The organism is Paenibacillus sp. FSL H8-0282, assembly GCF_037963825.1.
In the GTDB taxonomy this organism is placed as follows: Bacteria; Bacillota; Bacilli; order Paenibacillales; family Paenibacillaceae; genus Paenibacillus_AQ; species Paenibacillus_AQ odorifer.
The window spans coordinates 2767948-2793435 of the sequence record NZ_CP150146.1 but is presented as its reverse complement, the minus strand read 5'-3'; the positions used below and the strand labels follow the sequence as shown (position 1 = coordinate 2793435).

Here is a 25488-nt window from a genome sequence, read left to right as displayed (position 1 = left end):
CTCCATTAATTTTAGTAACTTACTTTTGTATATCTTAGCACCTTTTTTCTGAAAACACAACAGTTATTCACAACTTATTTTGTCGGATATATTCGTTGCCAACTCTTATTGTCGCATTTATGGGCTTAATTATGCACCTGATCTATTAATCATTAATCACTTCAGGCGGGCTAGAAACTGCCCTCTTCCTTTTCCGATATACACCACGAGCTAAAATGCGCTACAATAGTGCAGCAAATGTATAGAAGGAAGGTTATAATCATGAAATTCCCAAGCGAGAAAGCCCTTGTTCGGCATAGAAAATCAGCCTTAATCTCATTATTGCTGCTCCTTTCAATGAGCTTGGCTCTAACTAGCTGTAAAGACACAAATTCGTCTAATTTAACCTCAACAGCACAAGATCCGAATGATCTTCACCCCCTCACTTTCTGGGTGGCAACGGACACTCACTTCTTAGATAAGAAGCTACAGGATGGCGGTACAGCTTTTCAAAAATATGTAACTGGCGGTGATGGAAAAATGCTGCCTTACAGTGATGAAATCCTTGAAACCTTGGTTTATGACGCTGAGCAGCAAAAGCCTGATTTTCTCATCCTGAGTGGAGATTTAACAAATAACGGAGAACGCAGCAGCCATCAGGAGCTAACCCAAAAATTAAAGCGAATCGAAGCACAAGGAACCTCTGTTTATGTCATTCCAGGCAACCACGATTTATTTAATCCTTGGGCCAGATCCTTCAGCGGGGATAAGCAGCTTGTTACGGATTCCATTACAGACAAAGACTTTACCAAGATGTATGAGGATTTCGGTTACAAAGAAGCTGTATCACGTGATAAAGAATCACTAAGTTACATCGTTAAGGCAGCGCCAAATTTATGGCTCCTTATGATTGACAGCAGCCAATATCATAACAATCAGAAATACGGTTTCCCCCAAACGGACGGACGCCTGACCGCCTCTACCCTATCATGGATAGATAATTCTGTTAAACTGGCTGCCAAGGAGCATGCTTCTGTTCTCACGGTTATGCACCACAATCTACTAAGCCACACCTCTATGTCTGTTTCAGGCTTTAAGCTTAACAACAGTCAGGAAACAATAAAGGTACTTCGTGAAAATGAACTTAATTTAGTCTTGTCAGGCCATATCCATATGCAGGACATCCGGGTAGACCCGGTAACTTCTTCGGAAGAAACGCCAATTTATGATATCGCAACAAGTGCAATGGCTGTCTATCCACATCAATACGGAGCGATGACCTTCGATCCCCTGAGCAGAACCGTCAATTATGAAGCAACGCCCTTAAATGTAGAGGGATGGGCTAAAGCTAATGGCAATACAGATCAGAATCTTTTAAACTTCAAGACCTATGCTGAGGATACTTTTGCTACAAACTCTTATAACAAAGCTATGGATGGTTTAAAGGAGAGTTCCTTTACGCAGTCTGAAAAGGCATCGATGGCAGAGGTAATGGCCAAGCTAAATGTAAGATATTTCGCGGGGACAGCCGGCAGCTCCTCAGAAGATATTAAAGTGATGCCAGGCTACAAGCTTTGGAAAGGCCTACAAGAAGGCTTCTTAGGTGGATACATCCAAAGTATGACAGAGGATAAAGAGCTTAGTAATATAGCTTTAGAGGTGGTATTAACGAAGCAATAACTGGATTATGTATTCATATGAAAAACCCAGCCTCCACCCGCATTTATGCGTCAGATGGAAGCTGGGTTTATTGTGTTAATTAATCGTTAAGATACAACTATTTCCGTACAATAGTAATCCAACCATCTTCATCTACCGACACAGTAGCATGAAGCGCTTCAGCAAGCAGACGCAAGGATACATATGCATCGCCATACTCGTCAACAAATACAGGTTGGGCAAGCTTTACAGCCGTGCCGTTAATCAAGGCTTCGGAAGAACCGATTTTGAATACCAGTTTATCTCCGTACACCCCATCAGTAACGTTAATTGCACGATTGGCCGTATCCCATTCTACAGTAGCATCTAAATCTTCTGCCAAATAACGCAGTGGGATATAAGTAGTGTTCTTGTCTACAATCGGGTAATAATATTCGTCATCAGGTTCGATAACAATGGTTCTCTTCGTAATGCCCAGATCATCCTTCAATATACGATATACATCAGAATCTGGGGCAAAGTTTCTCAAAGTCTCTCCAGGTGTAAGTCCGGAAGAAATATCAAGTGCACCTTCAGTGCTGATTGGATCAGCAGTTACAGCACCGCCAATGTTCCAAATCTGACTGGAAGCTTTAAGCGAGAGGCTCTTCAATGGGAAATCCTCGGTACCCGGAAGCGCCACTTTCAGATCAACATTCTGTTTACGCACATGCAGAGCACTATCAACGAAAATATCAACAGATAACTTCGTATCCTTACTCAACACGGTCTTCATCTCAGGAGTTGATTTGTAAAGACTGTCCACTTGATTGTCATATACTAGCAGCAATGCATCAACAGCCAATTTGGCAGCATCATGCAATACAGTTACGACAGCTTCTTTATCATCCAGTGGAATATCTCCGAATCCCAGATTGAAAATATCGCCAGAACCGTCTTCATCCATAGCTTTGATCACAGGGTACAGATAGTCGTAAAGACCACCCACCAATTCAGTAAAACCTTCTGTGTCTTTGGAAACAGACTTCAGGAAGCCTTTTAACAATGCAGGAAGCTCATCACCAGTCACTTCTGCATGCAGCTTCGTCATGTTCAACTGCTCACCATACACAGCATCACTAACCGGTGTAATGTTGATTACGCCAGGATTCGGAAGATTCTTAACAACGAATTTCGTCAACAGCTTACTGACATCTTCAGCTTTTGCCGTATCCAAGCCTACTTCACCTAAAATTTCATCGTATCCTTGTACAGGGAAGTAGAACGGTTGTTTTGCTCCTTCAACTGTAAAAGCAAGTGTTTGTTTGTCCATAAACAAGGTGAATGGAATATTCAATTGTTTATAACCAACAGTTCCTTGGGCCGATAAACTCCCATTATCTTGTAACTTAGCTTTACTAATATTCAAGGAAAAAGAATTAATAAGATCAACCATTTCCTTATCTTCCGCGCTAATTCCCTCTATGGGCTCAGCATTCATGGAAAAAGTCATACTGGATTCTGATGATTTAACATCAACATCCCCAATCAACGCCTTATTAACATCGAACCCCCCTACCGACTGACAGCCGGCAAGAACTAGCATCAGTGCGACAAAAGGCAAAAACCACTTCAATTTCGCTTTAACTCTACTCATAGCATGTCTCCTTCATCTTATTTTGTGAAATCAATCCATTATCTCAGCTAAGGTAAGTTTTGTAAATCAAAGTTCCTTTTATTGTAAAATGTTTAGATATTCAACAAACTTCGCCATTCGATCTGAGCCCAATCCTTGTAAATTACAGCCTTAACTATCGCCAACATCAGTAAATGTGCAGGATAAAATGACCACCACATCCAGCGCGGAACCCGGTGCCGCTCCAAGCGATCCCAAATTAAAGGCGTAAAAGCAATCAGCAAGGTAGGTAAAATACTGAGCATCTGTACAACCCAATAATTATAAAACATATAGAAAAGATTCAGTGCCAGATGGGCTCCAACAAGCCAGTACGATTTCGTATAACGAAAAATCAATACTAAGAGCAAACCGTACGCATTATAATCTATAGGGTAATAATCCATTAACACTATAGCAGCAATTACCACAGGTATACCAAGCCATAGTGAAGGCAGCTTGTCCAAAATTACCAGTACGATTGCTGACAGCAATAACGTAAACACCACGTTCCAGCCACCAGAATTTAGCGCTAGATTATAGGGAATCTGGGCAATAATCGCAATCAAGAGCAACCGAAATAAATATTTAGGTCTGGATGAAGTATGGATATGTCCCTGCACAAGCCCATAACAATAAATCGGAAAAGCTATTCTCCCTACATATCTCCAAGCAAGATTCTCCGGGAAAAAGATATAGCCAATATGGTCGATTAGCATCGTCAGCATGGCAATAATCTGCATTACAATCCCCCTTAAGCATGTTGAAATATAAATTCGCCAAGTCCATCCTCATTTCCTTTACCAATAAGCAAATGAAGACCGCGGAGAAACGATCATCCGATTTCTGTGCACCTCCCCCCTTGACTTTATCGAATACTATTGAGTAATATTAACTAGCAACAGAATATGGCAATGATCAAAGACATGATTTCCTACACGAACTGTCCAGAGAGAGAAGTCCAGGCTGCAAGCTTCTCCAGTTACCGGTTGTGAAGTTACCCCTTTGTAGCCGTGGCGCTGAATCCGTAGAACTTTGTTTTTTCGGTAGTATGCGGCACCGATTTATCCCCGATATCGGATACCAATGAGGTCCTGTCTATATGACAGGTCGAATTAGGGTGGAACCACGAGCTGAACGCACTCGTCCCTTTCTGGGAGAGATGCGTTTTTTTGCGTTCACAACTAACAATATTTGAGAAACGGAGGCTAAAATCATGAAGATCAAGGTAACACTGCAAGATGGAACAATTAGAGAGGTACTGCAAGGAACAACGATTAAAGAAGCAGCAGGTGCCATAAGTACCAGTCTGAAAAAAAATGCTGTAGCTGGAAAAATTGATGGAAAATCTGTTGATCTAAACCAAGCGATCGAATATGATTGCCGGCTCGATATTGTTACGTTGGATAGCAAAGACGGTCTTGAGGTTTATAGACACAGTACTGCACATATCATGGCGCAGGCCATAAAACGTATATATGGAGATAAAGCTGTCCAGCTAGGCATAGGTCCTGTTATCGAAGACGGCTTCTACTATGACATTGATATTGAGAAACCTCTATCCACTGATGATCTTGCTGCAATCGAACAAGAAATGGCGAAAATCATCCAAGAGAATCACCAGATTGTCCGCCGTGTGGTGAGCCGCGCAGAGGCCATTAAACTTTTTGAAGAGCTGAATGAGCCTTTAAAGCTGGAGCTTATTCATGATCTGCCGGAAGACACAGTATTAACTATTTATGATCAAGGTGAATTCTCCGATCTTTGCCGTGGGCCACATCTTCCCTCTACTGGCTTGGTCAAAGCCTTTAAGCTGTTGAATGTAGCGGGTGCCTACTGGCGTGGAGATTCCAATAACAAAATGCTGCAACGTATTTATGGAACTGCCTTTCCTAAAAAAGCGCAGTTAGAGGAACATTTACTGTTTCTTGAAGAAGCTAAAAAACGTGACCACCGTAAGCTCGGCAAAGAACTTGAGTTGTTCATGTTCTCAGAAGAAGCGCCAGGCATGCCCTTCTATCTTCCCAAGGGAATGACAATCCGTACAGAGCTTGAGAACTTTGCCCGGGAATTACAAAGACAGAGAGATTACGATGAAGTTCGTACACCGCTGATGATGAACAATCGGCTTTGGGAGCAGTCAGGACACTGGGATCACTACAAGGACAATATGTATTTCACAGATGTAGATGAAACAAAATTTGCCCTTAAGCCGATGAACTGCCCTGGGCATATGCTAATTTTCAAAAATAATCTGCATTCCTACCGGGAACTGCCTATCCGTATCTCGGAATTCGGTCAAGTGCATCGCCATGAATATTCCGGAGCACTGAACGGGATGATGAGAGTCCGCACTTTCTGCCAGGATGATGCTCACCTCTTCGTTTTGCCAGAGCAAATTGAGGATGAAATAAGACGGGTAATCTCACTGATTGACCATATTTATCAAGTGTTCGGCTTTGAGTATAAGATTGAATTATCTACTCGGCCGGCAGATTATATGGGATCTGAAGAATTATGGGATCAGGCTGAACAATCTTTACAAAATGTATTAGACAATCTCGGGATCGAATATCGTGTGAATGAAGGGGATGGCGCGTTCTATGGACCTAAGATTGATTTCCATATCTTAGATGCGTTAAAACGTAGCTGGCAATGTGGAACAATCCAACTAGATTGGCAAATGCCAGAGAAATTCGATCTTACTTACATCGGGGAAGATAATCTTAAACATCGCCCGGTCGTAATCCATCGCGCTGTTTATGGGTCGATCGATCGTTTTATGGGGATTATTACTGAACATTTCGCTGGGGCTTTCCCACTGTGGCTCGCACCTGTTCATGCGAAGTTATTGCCAGTCTCTGAGAACTATGTTGACTATGCACTGCAAGTGAAGCATCACATGGAGAAGGCTGGCATTCGTGTCGAAGTAGATATCCGAAATGAGAAGTTAGGCTACAAAATTCGTGAAGCTCAGCTTGAAAAAGCACCTTACATGCTTGTACTTGGAGAGAACGAAAAAAATTCCGATACTGTCTCTGTAAGAAAACGTGGTGAAGGTGATCTTGGTTCGAAGAGTATCCAAGACATCATTGAACAGATTAATGAAGAGATTATTAGTAAGAGATAAATTTAAGGGGCTGTCTAATCGTAGAAAAACTACGTTTGAGACAGCCCCTTCTTTATAACCTATTCATATTCACATGAACTCTATTTTACGTACAGGCGGCTGCTCTCTTCCCAATATTCGCCTGGTTTCAGGCTGAACAAGCCGATTTCATCAGCAGGAAGATCTACCATTGGCGCATTCACCAAGTTAATTTGTGGCTCAGGGCAGAAGAACTGTTCTGTAGCACCATTATTCCAGATCATCCATTGTTTGTACGAAGTCCCTACATCGTACACCAAGGTTACTCCAGCTTTGCTATCGGTAAGCTCCATCCGGTTGCGTCCGTTCTGAGGTACAGCCGTGTAGTGATTGTCCATCGATGCAAAATATGGATTCACACCTTCTTCACGAAGCTGAACTTCTCCTGGCTCCAACGCCTGGAATTTGCCTGTTGGCAGCATGCGGTCGTTGAGCTCCCAGCGCTCGCCAATAGTAGCTTTTACGCGGTAATCTTGTGCACTGCTTCCTGGTGCGAAAGGTGCGTTAATGGCAGTGTGGAATGCCAGCAAGCAAGGCATCACATCTTCTCCATCATTGTGCACCAGCACCTGTTGAGATAATCCTCCTTCGCCGAGGGTATAACGCAATTTGATCGTATACTTATGTGGCAAATACTGATAAGAAGGATGATTCTCATCCACCTTGATGAATACGGTTACGAAGCTTTCAGTCTTACCGCTGCCAAATTCTTCGACTTCCCAAGCTGCAGTATGTAAAAATCCGTGTAAATGGTTGCCCGTTGCAACTTCATTTACTGGGAATTGATAAGTTTGACCATTCCATGGAAATTTACCATCCTCATAACGATTTGGAGGAAATAATACAGGAATTCCGTGAATCCCCGGACTTGCCTTAAAGGCTTCCATCTCTTCAGCTCCAGGCTCATGCAGGAAGCGATATCCGTTTTCGGTATCACGGAAACAGATCAGGTTGCCGCCAATGCCTGGCAGAATAGCTGCCTCATAACGACCGGCTTTCAACCAGATAGCTGCTTCTCCTTCATATTGTCCTTCATACGCTGTGATTGACATAATATATTGTTCTCCCTTCCAGTGTCTGATAATTGTCTCCACTTGATAGATTACCACATCTAGTCATGAGGTGACATGCTCTTTTTACAATTGCTCCACTTCTACGCTCATTACATGTTCAATTTTCTTCACATCGTAATAGATTTCTGTTGCGTAATCCCGATCCGGTGCTGAGATCACCATATCGATCATTTGTCTGCCATCTTCCAAATCTTTAATTTTCATTCTTCGAATCGCTCGGGATGGACCTCTAGTACTACGCTGCGAGCTGACCTGAGGCCGCTCGATTTTTTGGATCACTTCTGTAAGCACAAAATTAGCTTCCATAATGATCCTCACTGAAACTTCATGTTTATTCAGTACTTCTGGTCCTAGCGAACGGATTAAATGAGGAACTAAATTCACAGCAAACATCAGCAGAATAACCGCATATGCTGCCTCAATATAGAATCCCGCACCCACAGCTATACCAATTCCAGAAGCTGTCCAGATGAGTGCTGCCGAAGTAAGGCCCGAAATGGCATCTCCGCCTCTACGCAGAATAACACCCGCACCCAAAAAACCAATCCCGCTGACAATCTGAGCCGCAAGCCGCATTGGGTCCATGTTGGGATGCTCTGGTCCTGCGAACTTATCAAAGGCATGGATAGACACCACTGTGACAAGACAGCTCGCAATGCTTATGACCATACTGGTCCGTATCCCCAGCGGTTTCTGCTTGATCTGTCGGTCAATCCCGATGAACAGCCCGAACAGCATGGCCACTAGTAACTTCATTAATGATTCCAATTGAAAATCCATATCGCAATCTCCTTTCTCCAGAGATACTCCATTATAACGGAAATTGGAGATAATGATTAGCTTTATTTTACAACAAAAAACGGCATAGCCATCCTCAGCGCAGATGCTCTTTCGACCCGTGTGGTCCGGCATAGCGACGAGGATGGAATCCGTTATGAGAGGCCAAGATTATGTTGAAAAATTAACCATGCAGAAGCGACTCTGCACCGTCACAATAAATTTCCGTCCCCGTAATATGATCTGAATCTTCAGACGCCAGAAACAGCGCCAGCTTCGCTACTTGATCAGGTCGCCCCGGACCTTCTTCCAACGGTTGATCTCCCTCAGGAAATTCTACTGGGATTTTCACTTCTTTCAGATCCTCTGATGGAAAAGTGTTGTCATCTATATTGGTCTTTATAGCCCCAGGACAGATCGCATTTACGCGGATTTGAAATTGAGCCAGTTCCAGTGCCGCCATTTTCATAAAAGCAACCTGTCCTGCCTTTGTCGTACTGTAAGCAGAAAAACCAACATTAGAAAATACACGATTTCCGTTAATGGAGCTGTTGATCAGGATGCTGCCTCCGCTTTCTTTTAGATGCGGTATCGCATATTTAACAGTCGCGAAGGTTCCACGCAGGTTAATATGAATGGTCTGATCCCAAGCTTCAATATCCATCGTTTCAATAGGCGTCATCGCCCCATTAATCCCTGCGTTGGCAAAAACAACATCAAGACGACCCCATTTCGCGGCCGCCTTATTTATCGCCGCTTCCACTTGTGGTGGTTCAGCAACATCACATTCGATAACTAGGGCTTCTCCGCCCTCTTTCTCCACTTGCTGTCTAACCTTTTCAGCGTTCTCCACAGTTCTGTCCAATAATACAACTTTGGCTCCGTTACGTGCGAACTCAAGCACGGTTGCCCGGCCAATTCCTGAGCCGCCTCCGGTTACAACTGCAACCTTACCTACAAGCTTTTTATCTGCCATATCGTGATATCCTCCTTCTAATCATGCAAGTCTTCCAGTTAAGTTCTTTCCTTAACCTTAACCTTGCATACAGAAGTTGAACCGACAGATATTTACTTTTCCTTTAGGATTATTATTCTCCCTGACGAAAATGAATGATGAGATCGGTTAATCCAACTTCCCGGATCCCTTCCACTATAAGCTCAGCTAGAAGACGAGCCCCTAAAATCTGAAAATGGGTATTATCCTGCACCCCACCTGGATGCGCAATAAATTCTCCTGGATAGCTCCACATGAATAAATCTTTTGAGCCCTCTGAGCCATAAGCTTCAAAGAGCTTGCGGCTCTTCTCGGCTAAATCAATCAGTGGAACCTGCTCGGTATCTGCGAGTTCCCGCATGGCGATTAAATAATCTCCATGCGTGTCTACAATTGCTTCTTCACTATCAAATCTTCGCCGATGTACAGAGCTCACAAGAACCGGATAGGCCCCCGCTTCTCGGGCGACTGTAATCAACCGGAGCAAATGTTCTTTATATGTAGTAAAGGGCTCGGTATGTCTTAAATCATCAGTTTTGGAATCATTATGTCCAAACTGGATGAACAGATAATCTCTGGGTCTGATATCTGCGGCAATGCCCTCCAAATACCCTTCCTCAATAAAACTCTTGGAACTGCGTCCAGAAAGTGCCCGGTTATCTACAGCTATTCCGGCTTTGAAGCAGCGTGGCAGCAGTTGGCCCCACCCCGCATAGGGGTAACCTTCTTCCCCTTGATCGGTCACCGTGGAATCTCCCGCCAGAAATAAGACTAGCGCTTCATTGTCCATCTGAATGTCCAAGGCGTTAATACGCGGTGCCGCACCCGAGAACGATAGCTTTAGCTGCCCATCCTTAACCCTAATTGCAAAGGATTCGCGCAAATATTGGCCCGCAGGCACATTTAGCGTGTCCAATACGAACTTGCCTTCTCCAGCTTTGATAAATGTGCTGGTATCTGCCAAAGCATCACCCAACAGCAGCGTAACACGGTAGATCCCATTCGGGAGATCCAGAAGAAAAACTGCTTTCTGTGGGATGCAGCAATCGCTTCGCAGTATATCTGTTCCCCCTCTGAAACGACCAAAGACGGAGGAATCAGAAGTGAAACCATACCCTATTTCCTTAGAATAAGATGTGTCCGGCCGAATTTTGGTGTAGCCAGGCTCAGCTTCCTTAATCCCAAAATCAAAACGATAGCTATCCAAATTCAGCCGCACCTTTCTTAATTAGAGATTTAAAACATTTATATTCGTTTGCTGAAATCAACCTTTCAAACCACTGGTGCTGATTCCTTCTACAATCTGCTTTTGGAAGATAAAGAAGATAATCATGACTGGTGCCAAACTTAGAACAGACATGGCGAACATTGGACCCCAGTTGGATACGGACTCACTGTCCAGGAACATTTTAAGCCCCATCGAAACTGTATATTTAGAAGGTGAGTTCAAGTACAATACCGGTCCAAGCAGGTCTTCCCAGCGCCAATAGAAGGAGAAGATCGCCGCAGTAGCCATAGAAGGACGAATGAGTGGAAGTATAATTCTGAAATAAAGTCCAAATTTCCCACAACCATCGATGGTAGCCGCTTCATCAAGTTCAACAGGAATGGTCCGAATAAACTGCAGCATTAGGAAAATGAAAAACGGGACACCGAAGAACTGTGGAACAACGATCGGTTTGATACTGTCGAGCCATTCCAATTTGGCATAGATAATGTATTGAGGGACGAGCACCACATCGGAAGGAAGCATCAGGGTCATCATCATGATTCCGAACCATAAGCCATGGCCTACAAATTTATTGCGGGCAAAACCGAAGGCAACCAGTGAAGATGAAATGACTGCGCCCAGTGTTGCGACAATAACAATTACAAAAGAGTTCTTGATGAAGACACCAAAGGAGTAACCTGCAATACCTTCCCAGCCTTTAGCATAGTTCCCCCATTCCCATGGATCAGGTATAAGGTGCTGCGCTGTAACAAACACAAGCCGGCTCTCTTTAAAAGAACTCATGATCATCCACAGAATCGGATACAGCATAACGATAGCGAGGCCACCTATAAGGATGTGATAAAGCGGCCATTTCAGTTTAATTTTCGCCATGGATTATTTTCCTCCTTCCGACTCGTAGAAGACCCACGATTTGGATGTCTTGAACAAGATTCCGGTCATGATGCCGACAAGCAACAACATTACCCAAGCCATAGCCGAAGCATAACCCATATTATTAAACATAAAGGCCTGACGGAATAAATAGAGAGAATACAACATAGTGCCGTCCATAGGTCCGCCTTCACCTTTAGAGATAATATAAGCTGGAACAAAGGTCATGAATGCGCTGATCGTCTGCATAACTAGATTAAACAGAATCACTGAACTTAAGAGTGGCATAGTAATCTTGAAGAACTTTCTGAAGAATCCGGCTCCATCCACACTAGCTGCCTCATACATTTCACCAGGAATATTTTTGAGACCTGCCAGAAAGATCAACATGGATGAGCCAAACTGCCACACAGATAGAGTTATCAACATGATAAGCGCAGCGTTCGGATTGCCAAACCAACTTACCGGTCCAATTCCGAAAAAGCCAAGCATGCCGTTAATAATTCCAGTATCACTAAAAATATTACGCCACATGATGGAAACCGCGACACTACCCCCTATAATAGAAGGTAAATAATAAGTTGTCCGATAGGCTCCTACCATACGTGATTTTGTATTTAGAATCATGGCCACAAATAATGCGAAGGTTAGACGTAAAGGCACACCGATAAATACGTAAAGCAGCGTAACCTTTAGTGAATGCAAATATTTCGGGTCATTTGAGAACATTTTGATGTAATTATCAAATCCAATCCACTTAGGTGGAGCGAATAAATTGTATTTGGTAAAAGAAAGATACAGCGAAATGATCATCGGGATCAGTGTGAAGCAAAGGAAGCCAATGACGAACGGACTGATGAAGGCATATCCTGTAAGGTTGCTTCGTAACCGCCGGCCGGTGAGGTTCTTTTTCTTAACAGCCAATGGATTCGAAGGTAGGGGATTCGTTAATGCCAAGGGTCTCCAACTCCTTTTTATGTGAATAATATGGGAAACGGGATGCCGCCTAGCGAAATGGCACGCCGTTTCCCATGTGAGACGCAGTATAGTTATCTGTTACCCTACGATTAACGGCTGGAGAGAATAGAGTTCGCTTCTTTTCGGAACTGTGCTGCTGCTGCTGCTGGATCGATTTTTCCGAAGTTCATTTGTTCAGCAAGGTCTGTAAGCAGGGCTACAACCTCTGGTGATCCTACCGGTGGACTCATAGGTGAAGTAGTAGGCTCCATGTCAGCAACAAACTTAAATACTTGCTTACCGGAATCAGTTAATTGTGTAGCTACAGATTCTTTGATTTTGCTTGAAATCGGTACTCCGCGTTCGCCTTTGATCAGGTTGTTAGCTTCCACATCATTAATCCAGAAATCAACGAACTTCGCTGCTTCTTCCTTCACTTTAGAGTTAGAAGTAATTGACCAGTACATACTTGGCTGCATGTAAAGCCCTTTATCCATATCTGGACCAGGCATTTGTGCCAGCTCCATAGGACGATTTACAGCGATTTGCAAAGCAACGTATTGGTTCGACCATTGCCATACACCGATACCTGTCCCTTTAACAATATCCGACTCTTCAATAACCCCTTTATTTTGGCTCAGTTTGTCTTGTGATGGGACCGCTCCATCTTTAATCAAACCAGACAACATTCCGAAAAAGTCAGTGAACAACGCATCGTCCTCATAACCAAGTGCGGAACCATCATTGTTATAGAGTGCCAGCCCTTTTGTACGCAGATAATAGTTGAAGAACACGTCTGCTGCCATGGAACCGTCCATATACAGTCCAGCCGACTTAGCTTTCGCGGCGATTTCCTTGTATTGATCCCAAGTCCAGTTCTCTGGGATAGAATCAACACCTGCCTTTTTCAGCAATTCTGGATCATATTGAAAACCAAGTACGTTAACCCCTAACGGAATTCCGTATTGCTTCTCACCGATCACTCCAGTACTCAGCACGTTCTCATTCACATCGCCGACTTGAATCTGAGAGTTCAAATAAGGTTTCAAATCTTCGAGCTGTCCGTTAGATCCATATTGATTAATATAGGAAATATCCATTTGAACGATATCAGGAAGTCTATTTGCAGCAGCTTGCGGAGCAAGCTTTTTCCAGTAATCATCAAAGGATGCATATTCAGGCTCAATGGTTACATTCGGATATTTGGCTTCATACATATCAATAACTTGTTGTGTATAAGAATGTCTTGTATCTCCACCCCACCATGCGATACGCAGGGTTACTGGTTCTGCTGAGGTCGTGGCCGCAGGTTTCGTCTCCGAAGGAGTATTTGTAGCGGAATCCGTAGCAGCAGCATTGTTATTGTTGTTACCTCCACAACCAGCTAACATCGACGACAGCAATAATGGTACGGCTAGTAAAGCGAATCTCTTTTTCAATTTCATGTCCCCTTTTCCTATGATAGTGTAAAGGCTCTGATCCCTTTAGGTAGCGCTTTCATTGGTTAAATTTTCTCAAATATTCCATGATTATTGAATACAAAAAACCGTCTTGTTTGTTCAATAATCAGTTCGCTTGAGTGGGTTTCATGAAATCTGTAGGGGTCTGGCCGGTTACTTTTTTAAATACCTGGCTGAAATATTGTGCATTTCCGCCGAAGCCGAACATTTCAGCCAGCTCAAATACTCTTACATCCCCACTTCTCAAAATATGCTCCGATGCTTTAGCAATCCGGTAATTGGTTACATAATTCGAGAATTTCTCTCCGGTAATTTTCTTGAATATTTTGCCTAGATAGTCGGGATTCATATATAACATTTCAGCAGCGACCGAGCTAAGCGACAGCTCTGCATTCTTGTAATCCTCTGCGATAATTTTGAACATTTTGTCTACAATAAGCGATTGCCGGGAACTAAAATGTCGGTCATACATCGCTGTTAAGCGAACCGCTGCCTCTTTGACGTATGCTTTTAAACCTCCCAAGGTTCTAATTTCGGCAAGCTCCGCCAAGCCCGATGTGAAGCTATTTCTTTCATCAGGGACTGCTAAACGAATCATAGCGGAATATAACTGTAAAACATAAGAACGCGTCACGTTAATATCTAACCGTTCATCAGCGAGCAAGTTGAATAATCGTTCCAATTCCAGCTCCACCGTATTTTGATCGCCTGCTTTTATAAGTAGACAAATATGCTCTTCATCTAGCTCGATATCATTTCTTCCACTTAGCTCATCACTTGGGATATCACTCCCGGTAATCAAACCGCCCGCCTCCAAATAAAAACGATGGTTTAGGCACTGCAAGGTCTGACGATACAATCTCCGGGAATGAATCATAAGGTCAGCATCACTAATCGCGATTGTCACATCCATTTTATAAAACTTGCAGAATACCTCTCTTACTTCAGCGATACGTTTAAGCAAGGGGCTATTCTGCACCGTATTTCCTTCGTCTTCCAGTAATATTAATAAATGACCGCCTATCGTCGCACTCAGGAGTGTTTCCTGAAGTACGTCCTGGGCAATATTTTGCAGAGCGAACAATTGCTCATATTCGTAAGAACCTTCTAGTCGGAACAGGAGCAAGCGTACCGTTTTGTCATTGAGTTCAATGCCGAATAATTCCTGATAGTACTCTAGATCCTGACTTCCATAAGTTTTGTTAGAGATCCATTCCTTCAAAAATTGTTCTTTCACATGGGGCAATACCTTCTGAAGACGTTGTTTCATGCTATTTACGAATTCGCCCCGGCTCTTCTGTTCATCGAGCTCCGCTACCAGCTCAACCAATGCATCATGGATCTGATTCTCATTGCACGGCTTTAAAAGATAATGTTTAACCCCGTTCTGCATAGCAATACAAGCATAATCAAAATCCTTATAACCAGTCAGCATAACGAATTTCACGTCTGGAAATCGTTCACTGCATTTTTGCACCAGTCCCAAACCATCTAAACCAGGCATAGAAATATCCGTAATCACTATTTCAGGGCTAAGCTCCTCTATTTTCACCAAAGCCTCAATCCCGTTCCACGCCGTGCCTACAAGCTCTGTTCCCGCTCGTCCCCAGTCCACAACCTGCGATATCCCTTCCAGAATCAAGCGTTCATCATCCACCAACAGCAGTTTATACATTCTCTAGCACTCCTTTTAAGTAAGGTATACGCACATGTATAGTTGTTCCTTGACCCGGTTCACTTTCTATGGAAGTGCCCCATTCAGGGCCAAAGACGATTTGAATCCGTTCCGCGATGTTAGCTAAGCCGATGCCTTCTCCACGGGTCTTAACTCTTCCCATCTGCAAATCTTTGATAAATTCAGCGCTCATTCCCGGTCCATTATCACTGACTCTGATATCGAGCCCCTGCTCATCTTCACTAACTGTTATAGAAATGGTACACGGTTCAATATTAGGCTCTAGTGCATAGCGGATAGCATTTTCGATTAAAGGCTGCAAGGTCAGCTTCGGAATCAAAGCGTCATGCAGATGTTCAGGTACATCCATCCGGAAATCAAGCCTCTCATCAAACCGTGTTTTCTGGATAATGACATAATTGCGCACGATAGTGATCTCTTTTTCAAGTGTAATCAGCGGATCCTTTAGACCAATAGAGCTGCGGAACAAGTAACCGAGCGCTTCTACCATTTCTGAGATTTTGGCTTGTTTGTTCATTTTGGCTAACCAGTTGATTGATTCCAGTGTATTGTACAAAAAATGCGGATTAATCTGGGCCTGCAAAGCTTTTAGCTCTGTCTCTCTAATAATCAGCTGCTTCGCATAGTTCTCATCAATAAGCTCTCTGATCCTGCGGATCATCATTTTAAAAGTCCGGTTTAGCTGACTAACCTCGTCCTGCGCAGTCTGTGAAACCACACCTAATGACTGTTCCTCCAGATTGTCCAGATCGCCCTTCTCGATTTGCTTCATTTTTTTGGTCAGCTTAGAGATCGGACGTACAATACTGCGAGCAAGCCTGTAGCCTAAAAGGAGACCAATTAATAAGATTAGTGCGAATATGATGACGACCAGCTTTTTGACAAAAGTAATATGTTTGAACATCTCATTAAATGGAGTGGCATTGATGTAGATCCAATCTATATAAGATGATTTCGTCTTGGTTATAAAATAAGTACCTTCTTGATATTTGGCCGTGCGATATAGCTCCGGACGTTCTGTCTCTTCTTTAAGCTCTTCTGGCAAAAGAATCGGCGCTTCAGGATAGATTGCCTGTCCCGTCGTGGCATCAACTGCGATTAATTGGTCAGTTTCGCTCGTACTATCCGCAATGATTAGATCGATCCGAATACGGATCACGAGTGTACCCAGATCATCCAGCGTAAACGTTGACCCTGTATAAGATTTAATCTGCCGAACCGCCAAAAGTGAATTTCTGTTTCCTTGCGGATACCACACTATACTCCCGCTAGCTTCCGCAGCTAACGGCTTTAACTGATCCTGCAGATCCTGTGATACTCCTTCACGATTGCCCGCAGTCATTACTCCGCCACTCGTATCCATCAGCATCATGGAATAAACGTATTTCTCTGCCCCTGCAAAAGCAACCAGCCTGTTTATGATCTTGTTATGTAGAACTTGTCTTTCATAAGGCTGTGGATCATTCTGCAATTGGCGCAGGCATTCCTGAATTTGCTCATCAGACACCACTGTAAAAGAAAGCTGATCCAATTCTCTTAGGGCATTTTCGATGCTAATGGAGGACATCCCCAGTACCTCAGAGGCCTTTTCATAAATTTGCTTGTCATAGATACGATACACATATTGTAAAACGGTCAAAGAGAATAAAAAGGAAAGTAGAAGCAAAAAGGAAATAATCAGTATCATTTTGTTGAAAATGCCCGAACTTCTGTAAGCGCTAACATTTTTCCAAATCATCTGCATTCTCCGCTCCCTAAATATGATAATTTTCATTTATTATCACTATAATTCCATTATAAACCATAATGTTCCATTTGGGTAAATTTACGTGAACTGAAAGATAAGGATAGTATAATGGCTCGGCGAAAAAATTCCTATGTAAAAAAGGGCTCGAAATGAAATCCAGAATCAGACTTCACTTCAAGCCCTTATATTGAGCTACCTTCACAGCTACAACTGACTAGCCCAGCATCATTCGGTCATCTGCCAATTTATGTCCGCTGATTGTCTCGAATTCTCCGAGCAGCCGTTCTACAGTAAGATCTTTTTTACGTTCCTCATCGATATCCAAAATAATACGGCCCTTATCCATCATGATCAGACGATTGCCAAGACGAATGGCCTGTTCCATGTTATGAGTAACCATTAGGGTGGTTAACTTCATCTCTCGGACAATGGACTCTGTCAGTTTAGTAATCAGCTCCGCACGAGAAGGGTCAAGGGCTGCTGTATGTTCATCTAAAAGTAAAATTTGCGGTTGAGTAAAGGTCGCCATTAGCAGACTTAGCGCTTGTCTCTCTCCCCCTGACAACAACCCTACTTTTGCCCGCAGGCGATCTTCCAGCCCAATCCCCAGACGGCTTAGCTCATCGCGAAACAAAGCTCTTTTAGCTTTATTTACGCCAAAGGTTAACCCTCTGCTTTTGCCTCTTTTATAAGCCATAGCTAAATTTTCTTCAATCGTCATATGTGGAGCCGTACCCGCCATTGGGTCCTGAAAGACACGGCCGATCCAACGACTCCGTTGAAATTCCGCCAAATGGCTGATTGAATTTCCCTCAATGCTGACTGTACCCAGATCCGGCTTCATGACACCGGAAATAATGTTCATCAACGTAGATTTACCAGCTCCATTACTTCCAATGATGGTGACAAAATCACCGGGAAGAAGCTCCAAGTCAATGCCGAGCAGCGCTATTTTCTCATCGGGTGTTCCGGGATTGAACAGCTTAGATACGTTCTCCAGTTTAAGCATCGATGGTGCCTCCTCTCTTGCTGCTTAGCGCCTGCTCAGCTAATTCAACGGAACGCCTCCGCGCCATATTCTTCTGCTTCAGGAAACGCTGAATCGACGGGAATACAAGAGCGAAAATAACGATAATTGCTGTGATCAGCTTAAGATCCGAAGCTTTCAGCCACGGTACCCGCAAGGCAAGTGCAACTACGATCCGGTAAACTATGGATCCGAGCACAACAGCCAATGTGGCCCGAAATACATTTTTAGCACCGAATATGGCTTCACCGATGATCACCGAAGCTAACCCGATTACAATCATCCCAATACCCATAGAGGAATCCGCAAAAGTAGAATACTGAGTGATTAACGCCCCCGAGAGCGCCACCATTCCATTGGATAAACTGACACCAAGAATAGTGGTATTATCCGTGTTCACACCCAGACTACGGATCATTCTTGCATTATCTCCGGTAGCCCGCAGCGCAAGTCCAAGATCTGTACGCAGGAATAAATCCATTACTATTTTCACAAAAATAACTACAAACGGCAGAACGAGCAGAGGATCAATGGAAGTGAACAAGGTAGTGTCGCCCATTAAAGACCAGTTCGGTTTGCCACCAAATATCCGCAGATTAATGGAATAGAGTGCAATCATCATCAAAATCCCGGATAACAGTCCATTAATCTTGCCTTTCGTATGTAATAGGCCCGTACACATTCCTGCCAGCATTCCACCAGCAATAGCGGCCAGGGTAGCAAGCCATGGTGCATAACCGTTAGTAATCATAACAGCGGCAATGGCACCACCAGTGGTAAAGCTCCCATCTACAGTCAAATCAGGGAAATCAAGAATACGAAAGGTAATGTATACACCTAAAGCCATAAATGCGTAAAGCAGTCCCATTTCAACGGCCCCGAGCATCGAATTTAACATAGATGACTTCCTCCTTCGAGCGGAAAGGGGCGTTCTCACGAAATCGCCCCTATATAATGGCTTATTGAATAATATTGTTAGCTTGATCGGCAACTTCTGCCTTCATTGCATCAGTCACTTCTATGCCTTGCGCTGCTGCAGATTTCAGGTTAAGAATGAGATCGAGTTTTTCTTGCATGGTTACTTTCATATCAGCTGGCTTTTTACCATTTTTCAAAATATCCACGGCCATTTGACCCACTTGATAGCCATGATCGAAATATTTAAAACCAACGGTGGCGAAAGCTCCCTTTTCAACCGTATCACGGTCACTGGAGAAGAAGGGAATTTTCTTGTCATTAGCTGTTTGAATAATGGTATCCACTGCACTTACGACTGTGTTATCCAAAGTAATGTAGAATGCATCTACACGACCCACAAGTGATTCTGCAGCTTGTTTGACTTCAGAGGTATTCGTGATGGCAGCCTTCACTAGCTCGATTCCATGTTTATCCAACTCTTTTTTAGCAATCTCAGCCATAATTACTGCATTTGGTTCACCTTCATTAATAACGATGCCCAGCTTTTTCACGTTAGGAAATTGGGTAGCTATAAATTGCATTAATCTGTTAATCGCTTCGGGATTGGTGTCCGATACCCCTGATACATTGCCACCTGGATGCTCCAGATCCGTGACAATCTTCGCGTCGAGTGGGTCAGTTACGGCTGCGAATAAAATCGGTGTATCCTTACTTGCTTTGCTGAGTGCTTGAACAATTGATTGAGCGGAAGGCGTTGCAATTGCCAATACCAAATCATTAGAGTCAGCGGCAATCTTTTGAGCAATGGACAAGTTATTCGCTTGATCAGCCTGAGCATTCTCAAGGTCAACCTTCAGGTTCTCACCTTCAACGATTCCTGCATCCTTCAAAGCAGCGAGAATTCCTTCACGTGTAGCATCAAGTGAGGGGTGCTCCACATATTGCGAGATCGCAATTTTGTACGTTTTTGAATCTGCTGCTCCTGCATTCGTAGGGGAATTACCGGAATTCGCTGCATTTCCTGCGTTTCCCGCAGTGTTATTGTTACCACAACCAGCTGCTACGAGCATGAAGCATAAGCTTAATCCCGCCAAAATGTTTCTCTTTTTCATCAAAGTACCCCATTTCATTAGTTTATTAACGCATACATCAAGGTGAGCGACTCAGCATTATCACTTTTATCGATAAAAGCATTAAAGCATAAGCTTACACGTACCTCACATTAATGATAGAAATCTATTAAACCTATATTATATGGAGGTTGTTTATCCGTCAATCACTTATCATATTTCCATAGATTTCAAATTCTGAAGAATATATGACATCAAAACAGGTAATGCTTGGTTGTCTCTTACAACGATTGCCTTCGTTTCTTTTACATAAAAAAAATCGCCCTGCACAAACTTAATTTACAGTTTGAAGATGGAGCGTGTTAAATGGCTAATAATCACAAAAGACTACTAACCACCGCTGCTGTATTGCTTGCTGTCGCTTTAACGAGTTCATCCTGCGGTTATTCATCTCAATCGCAAAAACCTAAGGTTAACGCGCTAACTCCTGATGGAACAAATGCCTCCAGTTATTATGAACAATCTGCAATTACTGACGCTCAGGGAAAGTACTGGATTCCACTTAAGCCTGCGGTTACTTCGCTCGGATATCGGATGAAAGATGATGGTTCAAGTGATGGATACACTAAAATCGGTTATAGCGATGTTATGTATATGCTGCGCCCTGGCTCACCACAGGTATTCTCACTTGGGGAAAAAATCACACTGCCACAGGCCCCTAGACGACAAGAAGGGCAAATCTATATCACCCCTTTAGCCTTGTCCAAATTTCTGCAAACAGAAGTAGGCTGGAATCCCCAGTCGGGTGAGATAAACATTGCTACACCGTCCGAACGTAAGACTATCGAAAAATTATCGACGGTCGAATCCACGAGTGAATCTAAATCTTTACGCATTCAAAGTATTTCTGAAGCGGATAAAAAGGAGTTAGTCGCTTTTGCCAAAAATTTCTTAGGTGTACCCTACGACTTTGGCGCTGGATCTTATGAAGAAACCAAAAAATTTGATTGCTCTTCTTTTACAAGGCATGTTTTCAAAAAATTCGGTGTCAGCTTACCTCGTTTAGCTAAAGATCAAGATAATTTAGGTACTCGTGTAAGTCGAAGCGAACTGGATGTAGGAGATCTTATCTTTTTTACCGTTCCCGGCCGATTTGAAAGTGATGCTATACCTGGTCATGTCGGTATTTACATTGGAGACGGAAAGTTTATCCACACTTGGGGCGAACCCGGAGTTCAGATCAGTGACCTCGACTCAGGTTATTGGAGTAATGTAATCCTCCACATGCAACGTGTTTTATAAGCTTCCCATACTTTAAAAGAAATCATTCAAAAAGCCTGAATCCCTATTGAAGGGATTCAGGCTTTTTGACTACAACTCTTAACCAAATTCTTAATCCCAGCTCTTGCCCCTTCCGCTTATCCGGACAAACAGCTTTACAAGTTCTACTATGACAATAATCGCTACAGCTGCTGCACATACTATTCCCCACTGTAATCCACTTAAATGTGAGACACCAAACCAGTCGTTTAAGCCCGGGATGATGATCACAAGCACAAGCATTAGTATAGAGATCAGCGACGCCCATAACATATACCGATTGCTGAACCAACCGATCTGGAATAGCGATTTTTTATTGGATCTGACGTTAAAAGCATGGGCAATTTGCAGTAATCCTAATGTGGCAAAGGCCATTGTAACCGCAATACCTTCATTGTAATGCGTATGCGCCCATTGGTACACCAATAACGTAAGCGCCGCTTCTATAATCCCTTGATATATAATCCCAATCCCCACGCCGCCGGCAAAGATGCTACTGCTTGCTTTACGCGGCTTCTTCGCCATTACATCCTCACCGGCTTTCTCAAGCCCGAGGGCAAGTGCAGGTAAAGTATCCGTAACGAGATTAATCCACAGGATATGGATCGGCTCTAGAATACGCCAACCAATCATAGTGGCAATAAATAATGTCAGCACTTCCCCAAGGTTAGCGGAGAGAAGGAACTGGATTGCTTTGCGGATATTGCTGTAAACTTTCCGTCCTTCTTCAACGGCAACAACTATAGTCGTAAAGTTATCGTCGGCAAGCACCATATCTGATACACCCTTGGCAACATCCGTTCCGGTTATCCCCATGCCCACACCGATGTCGGATGATTTAAGTGCAGGAGCATCATTTACACCATCTCCGGTCATCGCCACAATTTTTCCTTTTTGCCGCCAAGCCTTAACGATACGCACCTTGTGTTCAGGAGAGACGCGTGCATAAACCGAATAATCGGTAACCTTCTCCGCAAATTCCTCTTCGCTGAATTTATCCAGCTCACTGCCCGTTAATACACCTGATTCATCTTCAATAATCCCTAATCTTTTGGCAATAGCCGCTGCTGTATCACGATGATCCCCTGTAATCATTACAGGTCTTATTCCCGCTTTACGGCAGATGGCTACCGCATCCCGTACTTCCTCACGCGGCGGGTCTATCATACCAACCAAACCAATAAATACTAACTCTATCTCCGTGGTATCTGGTGAGAGATCGGTCGGCAGCTGCTCCTCATCTCGGAAAGCAAACGCCAACACTCGAAGTGCGTCATTTGCGAGCATTTTATTACTCTCCATGATATTCCGCTTATGTTCGTCTTGTAGAGGTACAATTTCTCCATCCACATAAATATGGCTGCATTTGGACAAAAGTACATCTGGTGCACCCTTTGTCAGCACACGATATCGACCATCTTCTACCTCATGAATCGTTGTCATCAGCTTGCGATCAGAGTCAAAAGGCAGCTCATTTTTACGTGGATATTCCTTTTCAAGCTCCCTTTTGTCAGTACCTATACTAAGCGCATAATCGACTAACGCGGTCTCCGTCGGATCGCCGATGATTGCTTTTCCGCTCTTGGTTTGGGGATCCTTGTTTCCAGCTTTTGCTTCAGTTTCACTAGGAGTCTTTCCTTCGTCAATGCTGGAGTCATTACAAAGCGTCATAGCTTGAAGCAATAACTCACCACCAGGAATCCCTTCAAGTCCTGCACTGGAATCAGTGGTCTTTCCGTTGACATGTACTTTTTCGACAGTCATTTTATTTAATGTTAAAGTACCTGTCTTATCGGAGCATATAATCTCTGTACTTCCGAGTGTCTCCACGGCAGGAAGCTTGCGAATGATCGCTTTTCGTCCCGCCATTCGCTGCACACCAAGCGCGAGAATGATCGTAACAATTGCTGGCAGCCCTTCCGGGATAGCCGCTACCGCAAGTGAGATCGAGGTGAGTAGCATATCCATTAGCTCTCTTCCCTCGAAGATCCCAACGGCAAAGATAATCACGCAAACGCCAAGAATAATAAAGGTGAAATATTTCCCTAGTTCATCCAGCTTTTTTTGCAGCGGTGTTACATCATTATCTTCCTCCGAGATATAACCGGCAATTCTACCGACCTCCGTCTGCATTCCTGTTGTTGTAACGACACCAACCGCCCGGCCATAAGTAACACTGCTGCTCATATAAGCCATATTGGTGCGGTCACCGATTACAATGTCGCTGCCTTCAAGCACACCGGCCCGCTTTTCTGATGGCAATGATTCTCCTGTAAGCGCGGCTTCCTCCGTCTTTAACGATGCGGCTTCCAAAAGTCTTATATCCGCCGGAACTACATTTCCGGCTTCCAGTAATACGATATCCCCGGGTACGAGGTCTTCACTTTTTATCTCAGTAACCTGACCGGAACGTCTTACTCTGGCATGCGGAGAGGACATGCTTTTAAGCGCATCGAGTGCCTGCTCCGCCTTATTTTCCTGAATAACTCCAAGCACCGCGTTCAGAATGACTACAAGCAAAATAATAATCGTATCCGTCCATTCCCCCAAAACTCCTGATAATACAGCTGCTACTAGCAAAATAAAGATCATTACATTTTTAAATTGTTCGATAAACTTTTCTAATAGCGATTTAGTCTTCGCTTCTTGCAGTACATTCTTCCCATATCGCTCCAGAAATTTAGCCGCTTCATCGGAAGATAAACCCTCTTTCCGAGTTTCCAGCCTATTCAGCACTTCTTCCTCGCTCAGAGTATGGAAGGGTACCAGCCCTTGCGATTGTGGATTATTTGAATTCAAGACCATAGCCTCCTTCCAGAATTGAGATCTGGTAAAACCTCTCATATGAGTTTTACCCAAAACAGGCATGGTGATTCTTGAATGGTATGTACTTTTTTAGAAATTTAGATGTTCTTTCTTCAAATCGCGATTGAAGCTTTTAAACCTAGTCCCTTGATACAGGAGTTCGCCTTGGTCACCTTCTACAATCAGGCCAAAATCCTGATCTCTTACCTGCAACTCCAATCGAGAGCCATCGGCAAACTCAAACGTAACGTAATAACTAGTATTTGCTCTCGATTCACCGGATCCCCCCCACACCTCGGTTCGTTTGGTCACCGCTGTGCAGTTTGCTTTTATCAAAGGACTTGCGTTATTGGACATCCAGATTCTCACTGATTTAACAATCATAAAAACGAAAAGGCCAAGAAAAAGCAAAGCAAATAATTTAAAAAATAGTGGCATCTCATGAATGAAACTTCCGAAAAAGCTGCGCTCATCAAAACCGTTAAAATCCTGCCATTCGCTCAAATTTATCCCTCCTGACTGAAACAAGATAATAAAAGTTATCTATGCTGCGAAATACGTCATTTTTCCCGTTCGGTTTCATGTTTTCATCATCTATATATGAATTTTTTTCACAAAACAATTTGGATTCAAAGGAAAAGGTATGGTATGCTTTTAAATACTACATACAGTTGGGAGGTGTTATTTCGGTGCAATATATAGCGCGTTTATCACTACATTGGTTTCTTCGTATCGTCCTAATTCTGGGAATGATGTTTTCTTTTCCACCTGCCTGGTCTGGAGGATTATTCACTACGGAGCAAGAATCAACGACATCCGAAATTGAACGCTACGAGCGAAAGTTTACACCTCCCGTAAGGATTGCACCTCAAATAACCCCTCAGGTAGGAGCCATCAAAATAACTGAACAGTGGGGAGCGAAGTCACTTGCGGTAATTGCAATACTCCCTGTACTTTCTTTACTGTTCCGTCCAGTGATTTATAAATTCCTGCTTCGACTGCGGCTGTACCTGTTAAAATTCACGTCTCATTTTCTAATATCACTACCTTAGCGAAGTTCACCTCTGCCCTAAATGAATGTCGGCTGAAGGGAATTTAGA

The 25488-nt window shown here is 43.4% G+C and carries 20 protein-coding genes; 4 read left to right on the top strand and 16 right to left on the bottom strand.

Features of this window, described 5'->3' with window-relative positions; translation table 11 throughout:
- Positions 1 to 261: 261 nt before the first annotated feature.
- Positions 262 to 1659 carry a metallophosphoesterase gene (locus tag NST94_RS12080; RefSeq protein ID WP_076279784.1) on the top strand — a complete coding sequence of 466 codons (1398 nt, stop codon included), beginning with the start codon at positions 262 to 264 and terminating at the stop codon, positions 1657 to 1659.
- 97 nt (positions 1660 to 1756) lie between these two features.
- On the opposite strand, the gene NST94_RS12075 is transcribed toward NST94_RS12080, so the two are convergent.
- A complete protein-coding gene (locus NST94_RS12075; protein ID WP_076125900.1) occupies positions 1757 to 3274 on the bottom strand; it encodes a copper amine oxidase N-terminal domain-containing protein in 1518 nt (505 codons plus the stop codon).
- A gap of 92 nt (positions 3275 to 3366) precedes the next feature.
- Entirely contained in the window at positions 3367 to 4035 is a 669-nt protein-coding gene (locus NST94_RS12070; RefSeq protein ID WP_076125898.1) for a TraX family protein, read from the bottom strand.
- A 473-nt stretch (positions 4036 to 4508) separates the two neighbouring features.
- Here NST94_RS12070 and thrS point away from each other — a divergent pair, with 473 nt between their 5' ends.
- On the top strand, positions 4509 to 6422 hold the full coding sequence (thrS, locus tag NST94_RS12065; RefSeq protein WP_339248367.1) for a threonine--tRNA ligase: 1914 nt from the start codon (positions 4509 to 4511) through the stop codon (positions 6420 to 6422).
- Positions 6423 to 6502: 80 nt separating this feature from the next.
- Here the strand turns inward: thrS and NST94_RS12060 are convergent, their stop codons facing one another.
- The 12 genes from NST94_RS12060 to NST94_RS12005 all read right to left on the bottom strand — a co-directional run bounded on the left by NST94_RS12060 (position 6503) and on the right by NST94_RS12005 (position 20305).
- Positions 6503 to 7492 (bottom strand): aldose 1-epimerase, encoded by a 990-nt coding sequence (locus tag NST94_RS12060; RefSeq protein ID WP_076183424.1) that lies wholly within the window; start codon positions 7490 to 7492, stop codon positions 6503 to 6505.
- A gap of 84 nt (positions 7493 to 7576) precedes the next feature.
- On the bottom strand, positions 7577 to 8293 hold the full coding sequence (locus NST94_RS12055) for an MgtC/SapB family protein (RefSeq protein ID WP_036686231.1): 717 nt from the start codon (positions 8291 to 8293) through the stop codon (positions 7577 to 7579).
- 181 nt (positions 8294 to 8474) lie between these two features.
- Positions 8475 to 9266 (bottom strand): SDR family NAD(P)-dependent oxidoreductase, encoded by a 792-nt coding sequence (locus NST94_RS12050; protein WP_076105002.1) that lies wholly within the window; start codon positions 9264 to 9266, stop codon positions 8475 to 8477.
- Positions 9267 to 9378: 112 nt separating this feature from the next.
- The gene (locus NST94_RS12045) at positions 9379 to 10491 is read right to left on the bottom strand and encodes a rhamnogalacturonan acetylesterase (protein ID WP_339282008.1); all 1113 of its coding nucleotides are present in this window, start codon (positions 10489 to 10491) and stop codon (positions 9379 to 9381) included.
- Between the two features lie 57 nt (positions 10492 to 10548).
- Positions 10549 to 11388 carry a carbohydrate ABC transporter permease gene (locus tag NST94_RS12040; protein WP_038570347.1) on the bottom strand — a complete coding sequence of 280 codons (840 nt, stop codon included), beginning with the start codon at positions 11386 to 11388 and terminating at the stop codon, positions 10549 to 10551.
- Between the two features lie 3 nt (positions 11389 to 11391).
- A complete protein-coding gene (locus NST94_RS12035) occupies positions 11392 to 12312 on the bottom strand; it encodes a sugar ABC transporter permease (RefSeq protein ID WP_076105030.1) in 921 nt (306 codons plus the stop codon).
- A 143-nt stretch (positions 12313 to 12455) separates the two neighbouring features.
- The gene (locus NST94_RS12030; RefSeq protein ID WP_248548093.1) at positions 12456 to 13784 is read right to left on the bottom strand and encodes an extracellular solute-binding protein; all 1329 of its coding nucleotides are present in this window, start codon (positions 13782 to 13784) and stop codon (positions 12456 to 12458) included.
- A 127-nt stretch (positions 13785 to 13911) separates the two neighbouring features.
- On the bottom strand, positions 13912 to 15480 hold the full coding sequence (locus NST94_RS12025; RefSeq protein WP_339282007.1) for a response regulator: 1569 nt from the start codon (positions 15478 to 15480) through the stop codon (positions 13912 to 13914).
- Complete coding sequence (locus NST94_RS12020) at positions 15473 to 17239, bottom strand: sensor histidine kinase (RefSeq protein ID WP_248548091.1); 1767 nt, start codon at positions 17237 to 17239, stop codon at positions 15473 to 15475. Before NST94_RS12020 ends, NST94_RS12025 begins: the two co-directional genes overlap by 8 nt.
- A 223-nt stretch (positions 17240 to 17462) precedes the next feature.
- On the bottom strand, positions 17463 to 18257 hold the full coding sequence (locus NST94_RS12015; protein ID WP_339282006.1) for an ABC transporter ATP-binding protein: 795 nt from the start codon (positions 18255 to 18257) through the stop codon (positions 17463 to 17465).
- On the bottom strand, positions 18250 to 19173 hold the full coding sequence (locus tag NST94_RS12010) for an ABC transporter permease (RefSeq protein ID WP_036686219.1): 924 nt from the start codon (positions 19171 to 19173) through the stop codon (positions 18250 to 18252). The genes NST94_RS12015 and NST94_RS12010 overlap by 8 nt, the downstream gene beginning before the upstream one ends.
- 61 nt (positions 19174 to 19234) lie before the next feature.
- The gene (locus tag NST94_RS12005) at positions 19235 to 20305 is read right to left on the bottom strand and encodes an ABC transporter substrate-binding protein (protein ID WP_076125887.1); all 1071 of its coding nucleotides are present in this window, start codon (positions 20303 to 20305) and stop codon (positions 19235 to 19237) included.
- Positions 20306 to 20629: 324 nt separating this feature from the next.
- On the opposite strand from NST94_RS12005, the gene NST94_RS12000 reads away from it, so the two are divergent.
- The gene (locus NST94_RS12000; RefSeq protein WP_076301815.1) at positions 20630 to 21565 is read left to right on the top strand and encodes an NlpC/P60 family protein; all 936 of its coding nucleotides are present in this window, start codon (positions 20630 to 20632) and stop codon (positions 21563 to 21565) included.
- A gap of 90 nt (positions 21566 to 21655) precedes the next feature.
- Here the strand turns inward: NST94_RS12000 and NST94_RS11995 are convergent, their stop codons facing one another.
- A complete protein-coding gene (locus tag NST94_RS11995; protein WP_339282146.1) occupies positions 21656 to 24352 on the bottom strand; it encodes a calcium-translocating P-type ATPase, SERCA-type in 2697 nt (898 codons plus the stop codon).
- A 126-nt stretch (positions 24353 to 24478) separates the two neighbouring features.
- On the bottom strand, positions 24479 to 24892 hold the full coding sequence (locus NST94_RS11990; RefSeq protein ID WP_339282005.1) for a DUF2500 domain-containing protein: 414 nt from the start codon (positions 24890 to 24892) through the stop codon (positions 24479 to 24481).
- Positions 24893 to 25077: 185 nt separating this feature from the next.
- Here NST94_RS11990 and NST94_RS11985 point away from each other — a divergent pair, with 185 nt between their 5' ends.
- Positions 25078 to 25440 (top strand): hypothetical protein, encoded by a 363-nt coding sequence (locus tag NST94_RS11985; RefSeq protein WP_076301813.1) that lies wholly within the window; start codon positions 25078 to 25080, stop codon positions 25438 to 25440.
- Positions 25441 to 25488 lie beyond the last annotated feature (48 nt).